Origin of the sequence: Rhizobium sp. 57MFTsu3.2, assembly GCF_012932765.1 — a bacterium.
GTDB classification, from domain to species: domain Bacteria; phylum Pseudomonadota; class Alphaproteobacteria; order Rhizobiales; family Rhizobiaceae; genus Rhizobium; species Rhizobium altiplani.
Genome location: NZ_JDWI01000067.1, coordinates 1 through 6677, shown reverse-complemented (window position 1 = coordinate 6677; position 6677 = coordinate 1). Strand labels below are relative to the sequence as shown.

9 protein-coding genes and 2 tRNA genes are annotated in these 6677 nt (G+C 58.8%); 7 read left to right on the top strand and 4 right to left on the bottom strand.

What is annotated here, in order from left to right; translation table 11 throughout:
- Nucleotides 1-76: 76 nt before the first annotated feature.
- Nucleotides 77-151: transfer RNA gene (locus tag AF71_RS31070), tRNA-Asn, on the bottom strand.
- A gap of 117 nt (nt 152-268) precedes the next feature.
- Here AF71_RS31070 and AF71_RS32090 point away from each other — a divergent pair.
- Nucleotides 269-565, top strand: coding sequence for a hypothetical protein (locus AF71_RS32090; protein WP_025659101.1), 297 nt, complete (start codon nt 269-271; stop codon nt 563-565).
- Here AF71_RS32090 and AF71_RS31065 read toward each other — a convergent pair whose 3' ends face one another.
- The gene (locus tag AF71_RS31065) at nt 566-1570 is read right to left on the bottom strand and encodes an inorganic phosphate transporter (RefSeq protein WP_018859404.1); all 1005 of its coding nucleotides are present in this window, start codon (nt 1568-1570) and stop codon (nt 566-568) included.
- Nucleotides 1571-2212 (bottom strand): DUF47 family protein, encoded by a 642-nt coding sequence (locus AF71_RS31060; RefSeq protein ID WP_169684528.1) that lies wholly within the window; start codon nt 2210-2212, stop codon nt 1571-1573. It abuts the gene before it with no gap.
- Between the two features lie 193 nt (nt 2213-2405).
- Between AF71_RS31060 and AF71_RS31055 the strand changes: the two genes are divergently transcribed.
- The 3 genes from AF71_RS31055 (at nt 2406) to AF71_RS31045 (ending at nt 3847) form a co-directional block, all read left to right on the top strand.
- Nucleotides 2406-2870: a BA14K family protein gene (locus AF71_RS31055; RefSeq protein ID WP_113470111.1), complete on the top strand. Its 465-nt coding sequence runs from the start codon at nt 2406-2408 to the stop codon at nt 2868-2870.
- Nucleotides 2871-2993: 123 nt separating this feature from the next.
- Nucleotides 2994-3067: transfer RNA gene (locus AF71_RS31050), tRNA-Cys, on the top strand.
- Nucleotides 3068-3664: 597 nt separating this feature from the next.
- The gene (locus AF71_RS31045; RefSeq protein WP_018859401.1) at nt 3665-3847 is read left to right on the top strand and encodes a hypothetical protein; all 183 of its coding nucleotides are present in this window, start codon (nt 3665-3667) and stop codon (nt 3845-3847) included.
- Nucleotides 3848-4066: 219 nt separating this feature from the next.
- Here the strand turns inward: AF71_RS31045 and AF71_RS31040 are convergent, their stop codons facing one another.
- Entirely contained in the window at nt 4067-4213 is a 147-nt protein-coding gene (locus AF71_RS31040) for a hypothetical protein (protein WP_018859400.1), read from the bottom strand.
- A gap of 368 nt (nt 4214-4581) precedes the next feature.
- Here AF71_RS31040 and AF71_RS31035 point away from each other — a divergent pair, with 368 nt between their 5' ends.
- The 3 genes from AF71_RS31035 to AF71_RS31025 all read left to right on the top strand — a co-directional run.
- The gene (locus tag AF71_RS31035) at nt 4582-5247 is read left to right on the top strand and encodes a protein-L-isoaspartate O-methyltransferase (RefSeq protein ID WP_018859399.1); all 666 of its coding nucleotides are present in this window, start codon (nt 4582-4584) and stop codon (nt 5245-5247) included.
- A gap of 220 nt (nt 5248-5467) precedes the next feature.
- A complete protein-coding gene (locus tag AF71_RS31030; protein ID WP_026372079.1) occupies nt 5468-6343 on the top strand; it encodes a DUF2497 domain-containing protein in 876 nt (291 codons plus the stop codon).
- A gap of 99 nt (nt 6344-6442) precedes the next feature.
- A partial coding sequence (locus AF71_RS31025) for a transposase (protein ID WP_169684526.1) occupies nt 6443-6677 on the top strand: 235 nt, incomplete at its 3' end.

Sequence of the window (6677 nt, the reverse complement as noted above, 5' to 3'; positions counted from 1 at the left end):
TCGATGGCGTGACGCTAAGTGTTTGTAAACGCAGGAAAAAAGAAGGGCTGCGCTTGTGACGCAGCCCTTTTGAATCTGGCTCCCCGGGCCGGATTCGAACCGGCGACCTGTCGATTAACAGTCGAATGCTCTACCGCTGAGCTACCAGGGATCACCGCTCGCCGCGGTGTGAGTGGCCTAATACAAATGCTTGCCCGATTTGCCAAGCAGTTTTTTCAAAAAAATGACATCCGCTTGTATTCGTTCTGTATAACCCCATCTCCTGTGGATGACTGAAGCACATGATACCACTGGAAAACCGGCCGCCAAGCGATTTGGCATCGACCACACCACGGGCCGTCTCATTCTGGGGTCCGTAAGTTTCCCATTCCCGCGGTCGCGCCTTGCCCGGATGTCGATCGGCGTTGTGCTGATCCTGGGCGGTTTTTTGGGATTCCTGCCCGTCCTCGGCTTCTGGATGCTTCCGCTGGGGTTCCTTATTCTATCGCACGACCTTCCTCTCGTCCGGCGGATGCGGCGTCGATTGTCCGTCTGGTGGAAGAAGGGGCGGAAACCCGCCCCTTGATCAGCTGAACAGGCCTGCAGCCCAGTAGAAGAATGCGGAAATGAGTGCCGCTGCCGGAAGCGTAATGACCCAGGCGACGACGATGTTGCCCGCCAGGCCCCAGCGGACGGCTGAAACGCGCCGTGCCGCGCCAACGCCGATGATGGCGCCGGTGATCGTGTGCGTCGTGGAAACAGGGATGCCGAGCCACGTGGCCGCAAAGAGCGTCAGCGCGCCGCCGGTCTCCGCGCAGAATCCCTGCATCGGGTTAAGGCGGGTTATCTTCGATCCCATCGTGTGAACGATTCGCCAGCCGCCGAAGAGCGTTCCCATTGCCATGGCTGTCTGACAGGACAGGACCACCCAGAGCGGTACGTGGAAGGTTCCGCCGAGATAACCCTGCGAATAGAGGAGCACTGCTATGATGCCCATTGTCTTCTGCGCATCATTGCCGCCATGGCCCAGCGAGTAGAGAGAGGCGGAAACGAACTGCATGAGGCGGAACGTCCGATCGACGGCGAACGGCGTTTGCCGAACGAAGATCCAGGAAACGGCAAGAACGAGGAAGAGCGCCAGGATGAAGCCGATCAGCGGCGACATGACGATCGCGCCGGCTGTTTTTAGCAATCCGCCCCATACGATCGAGCTGAAGCCGACCTTTGCGAGGCCAGCGCCTACCAGCCCGCCGACCAGCGCATGGGAGGAACTGGAGGGGATACCGAAGATCCAGGTGACGATATTCCAGATGATTGCGCCCATCAGCGCCGAGAAGATCACCAGCGGCGTCACGATGTTGGGATCGATGATGCCCGTCCCCAAGGTCTCAGCCACGTGCAGGCCGAAGAACAGGAACGCGATGAAATTGAAGAAAGCGGCCCAGACGACCGCGTGGTGCGGCCTGAGCACACGCGTCGAAACGATCGTCGCGATCGAGTTCGCGGTATCGTGCAGGCCGTTCAGAAAGTCGAAGAAGAGAGCGACCGCGATGAGAGCCGCCAGCAATGGAAAGGCGAGGGTGGCGTCCATCTAGACGTTCTCGATCACGATGCCGCTGATTTCATTGGCAACGTCCTCGAAGCGATCGACGACCTTCTCGAGTTCGCCGTAGATTTCGCTGCCAATGATATAGGCCATCGCATTCGACGCGCCATGCCGTACGAAGAGTCCCTTCAAACCATTGTCGTGCAGTTCGTCGGAGCGTCCTTCGACGCGGGTGACTTCCTCGGTGATCGCCATCAGGCGCGGGACATTGGAGTTGATGCGGCTGAGCAGGGGGACCGCCTCGGCTATGAGGTGTGCTGCCTGGACGATCGCCGCTCCCATTTCCTGCATGCGCGGATCGAATTCGGTTTGCTCGAAGAGACGGATCGTCTTGACGGTCTTATGCATCATGTCGATCGCATCATCCATCGACTGGATCAGATCCTTGATATCAACACGGTCGAAAGGCGTGATGAAGCTCCGGCGGACCGCAAGCAGCACCTCGCGCGTGATGTTGTCGGCATCGTTTTCGAGCGCGACGATCCGGTCGCAATGGTGTTCGATATCCTTGCCTGCAAGCAATTCGTTGAGCGCTTCCGCCGCGCCGACGATTGTTCGGGAGTGCTGTGCAAAGAGATCAAAGAACTGATCCTCGCGAGGAAGAAGTTTACGAAACCAGCTGAGCATTCCATCCATCCATAGCTATTTTTGAAGGTCGTCATAAAATAGCGGGACTTGCAATAAAAGTGTCACAATTGCACCAGCCGCGATTCTTTTCGCCCGGAGATGGAAGGCGTAAGGCGGAACTTGGAAGCTTTTTGGACGTTATTATCCTGAGCGTTCTTCACGCGAAGTGCGTACGAAATTAGAAGGTGCCGGAATGAAAAAACTTGCGGTATTGATGTTGGCAATTGCGACGAGCCTCGCTGGCGTCGGTCCGTCTTTTGCCGAAAACTCAGGCGATGAGCATTCCGCTCAGAGTCGCGGTGGGTTTGGAGATTCCGGCGTCAGAAACAGCCGCGGCTTCGACCGCTGCAACATCTATCGGTGTGGCGGCTACCGCCATGGCCACTACGGGAATCGCGACTACGGAAATCGGTACTACGGAAATCGCTATTATCGCGACGGCTACTACCGCAACGATTACAACGATACTGGCGCGCTGCTCGGCGGTCTTGCTGCCGGCGCACTCATCGGCGGTCTGATCGCTTCGCAGCCGCAGGCCAGACCGGTGGGCAATTCGCACGTCGACTGGTGTTACAGCCGCTACCGGTCCTATCGGGCCTATGACAACACCTATCAGCCCTATTACGGTCCGCGGCGGCAGTGCTATTCGCCCTACTAGTGGTTGATTACGGAACCGGCGGCATGACGATCCAAAATACCGCCGGTTTTTCAACTACCCCCTTGCACTCGATTTCTATTCATTCTAAATGCCCGCCAACGCTTCGGTCATGAAGCGTCGTGAGGCCTCGTGGCGGAGTGGTGACGCAGAGGACTGCAAATCCTTGTACCCCGGTTCAATTCCGGGCGAGGCCTCCAAACCTTCCCATACATTCTGCAGTCATTGATTTTGCGGCTGTGTTTCCCACAGTGCCGCGGTGTTATGGTCGCGTCTTCAGGCCGCCATTCGGTCGACAACAGCGGCGAATTCAACGTGCTGGTTTCATCCGACGAAACTTCGAGCCTAACCTCGGCAACCACCTACTCCAATCGGATTAGGACCTAGGTCCGTCTAGGATAGCCCCTGCTACGGGGCTATTGTGTCTCTTGCAAGTCTGCGGAGGACGGTGGGGCTTTGAGGCACCGGACCCACTTGCTGAACAGGTCCATTGCCCGTGGCAGACTCGGCGGGGGTATGTTCACTGTCCCGAAATGCTGGAGGGGCTAGCCAAGTAGGCTGGCCCTCCCGGCTTCTGGGTTGCCGCCTCGACGTAAGAGCCTTCAGTGTCGACAGCACTCTCTTTGTTGCGTCCGTTCCCGCGCCGCCAAGTTCACCTGCTTTGGCAATTGCTCCATCGGCATAGTGAGAATCCACACAACACTAGCGCTGGCGCATGTCTTCCATACCCAAATCGTCGGATTGCCGAATTTTCGATAGGCCCTAAGCTTTGTGTTGAGTTGTTAGGAGCGCCTCCCATGCCGGCGACCCAAATGCCGCAATTGATCTTTGCCCTGAGCGTGGCGCGGGAAATGGCGAAGCGCGAGCGGCACGCCGACGTGCTGGTGATACTGATCGACGAGGCCCTGAAAGAGGCAAAGGAAGAAGCGCTGCGCTACGGCATTCTCGTCGACATAGAAGAGGAAACGGAACTGCAATAGGCCCGCCGGGCGGCCCCGGCCGCGGCTATCAAGGGCCCCGGCCGGGTTGTCGACCGGGGAGGGGCTGGGGAGGCTCCAAGGTCGGCGTCGATACGCTACAGCTCCTGTTTGACGGCCGCTATTGGTGCTTAGAGCTATGTTTCGTCGTTTGTTCTTGCCTAAAAAGAACCTTGCAGTGGCGGTCCATTTGTCACCCAGCGAAAACGCCCCCGTTGGCGTTCAGTTCACTCGCTGCAGTGACGGCACTGGCGACACGCCCGACGTCGCGACATTCGGCGCGCCGACACGCACAAAGGGAATCAGGAGAATGATCGCGAGCAGCACGCAGATGAAAAGGCTGCCCAGCAAGATTGGTTTGATTGCCATGTCCCGTCCGTCGAATCCCAAGGGAACGACACTATTGGGGCAGAACCTGACAACGGCCTGAAGGCAGGCAGTCAGCTCGTTTCACGATCGAAAAGACCGCAGCAAAAGATGCCGACCAGTGTTGCGATGATGAAGAAGTCGAACAACGAGAGATATTCGATGATATTAGGCATGGCCTACTCCTCCTCTGTTCCTCCGGTTGCAACAATATCACGGCGCCCGCGTTTGTTCCATGAAGGATTGCGGTCGGGTCACTTCCGCGACACTCGTACTGGAATTCTTGGCGCAGGCATTCGCGAAGCCTTGAAAGGCCGGTGTGCTGAGATTAAGAGACGTGCAGACAAAGCCGCTTCTACGGGCGAGAGGACATGATGAATTTCGAATCAGCACGCGCAAACATGGTCGACAACCAGCTTCGCACGACGGACGTCACCTCGCATTCAGTGCTGACGGCCTTCCTCACGGTGCCGCGCGAGGCTTTCGTTCCTGAGAAGGCCAAGCCGCTCGCCTATATCGATCGTGATGTTGAAATCTGTCCTGCAGCGGCCGGCAAGCCGGCGCGCTACCTCATGCAGCCGTCGCCGCTTGCAAAGCTGCTCCAGCTTGCGGCTGTCACGAAGGATGACGTCGTCCTCGAGATCGGCGCTGGCAGTGGCTATGTATCGGCTCTTTTCTCGCAGCTTGCCGGTACGGTGATCGCCGTTGAAGAGGAGGAAACGCTGGCGGCGGAAGCCAAGACCAACCTCGCCGCCTACACAAATGTGTCGGTCGTCACGGGGCCGCTCAATGCGGGCAACGCGTCAGGCGCTCCCTATGATCTCATTTTCGTCAGCGGCTCGGTCGAGGAGGTTCCTTCCTCCTTGCTGTCGCAGCTTCGTGATGGTGGCCGTCTGGTCACCGTACAGGGCTACGGCGGTTCGGCGCGTGCGAAGGTTTTCGTGAGCGAGCGCGGCACAATTTCCGAAAACGTCTATTTCAACGCCTCCGTGAAGCCGCTGCCCGGCTTTGCCAAGGCGCGTGAATTCGTATTCTGAGCCAAAGCTCCGATGACCGATTCTCGACGGGCGCCTCTGGCGCCCGTTTTCTTTCCCGCCATGGAATCCGAGCGCCAGGCAGCGTGGCAGAAAAGCTGTGCATGGCATCATTCATTTGATTCGCGATGATTTTTTTAAATCCTCGGCTATCCTAAGGTATGGGTGATTCGGATGCCCATTCCACGCAATCCGGTCGTTTTTCGGAGTAACGGGGATAGATATGGCTCAGCCAAGCGTAGCGCGTGAACCGTCCATGGAAGAGATTCTGGCGTCGATCCGCCAGATCATCGAGAGCAATGACCCCGGTGCGGGCAGGGCACTCTCCGCGTCACTGCCGGCGGTTTATGGTGCTGACGAGGACGATCGCGACTCGGACATTCATTTGACGGTGGACGAGACCTACGCTGGCGTGGAATTCCCTGAAACGGTCGCTCAGCCCGATCCGCGTTTCGTCGCGGCCAACTCGGCAGGGTCGGCTCCCGTGCCGGAGGCACAGCCGCGCGCCATGTCTCTTGCCGATGTCGCTGCGCGCGTCCGTGCCGCCTCGGAGAGGAACGCTGCGCAGTTGCAGCGCGAAGTGCCGCCGGCATTTCGGCCGCCGGAAGCAAGAGCCACCGAGGTGAGGACTGAAACGCCGGACGCTGTCGGCGAGGCACCGCTGTCCCCGCGCCCTACGGAAGCCGTTACCGCACCCTTTTCAGTTCCTGCGGCGAAAATTGTTGCTGTTCGCCCGCCGGTAGAGGTTCCATTCGAGCTACCTCCGGTCGTTGCCATGGAGCCGCGACCAGCTGTCGTTCCCGCGGCCGAGGTAGCAGTTGCCGCTGTCGCCGAGGCTGCGAAAGAAACAATGCCAAGCGTTGTTGAGCACGAGCAGCAGCCAGCGCTGCTCTCACACGACGCCGGACTGCAGATCGCTCGTTCCTTTGAGGAGCTTGCCGCCGCAATCGATGGTGCCGAGCGCCGGTCGTTTGATGAGATCGCCGAAGACATGCTGCGCCCCATGCTGCGCGAATGGCTGGACGACAATCTGCCGACGCTGGTCGAACGTCTCGTGCGCGAAGAGATCGAACGCGTGGCGCGTGGCCCGCGCCGCTGATCGGAAACGCCTTTGCTCAAAAGCCGCTCCGGTCTCCGGGGCGGCTCAGATTGCTGACAAACCCCTGGCACCGTCTGGGGGTTTGTGATTCATTGGGACATGTTGAAGAAACCTGCCCCCACCCAGACGGCTCTTGAGATGGTGACGCTCGACAGTCTGGTGCCGAAGGATCACCTGCTGCGCAAGATCGACGCGGTGATCGACTTTTCCTTCATCCATGATCGTGTTGCGGGGCTTTATTGCGCCGACAACGGCCGCCCGCCGCTCGATCCGACCTTGATGTTCAAGGCGCTGTTCATTGGCTACCTGTTCGGCATTCGCTCGGAGCGTCAGT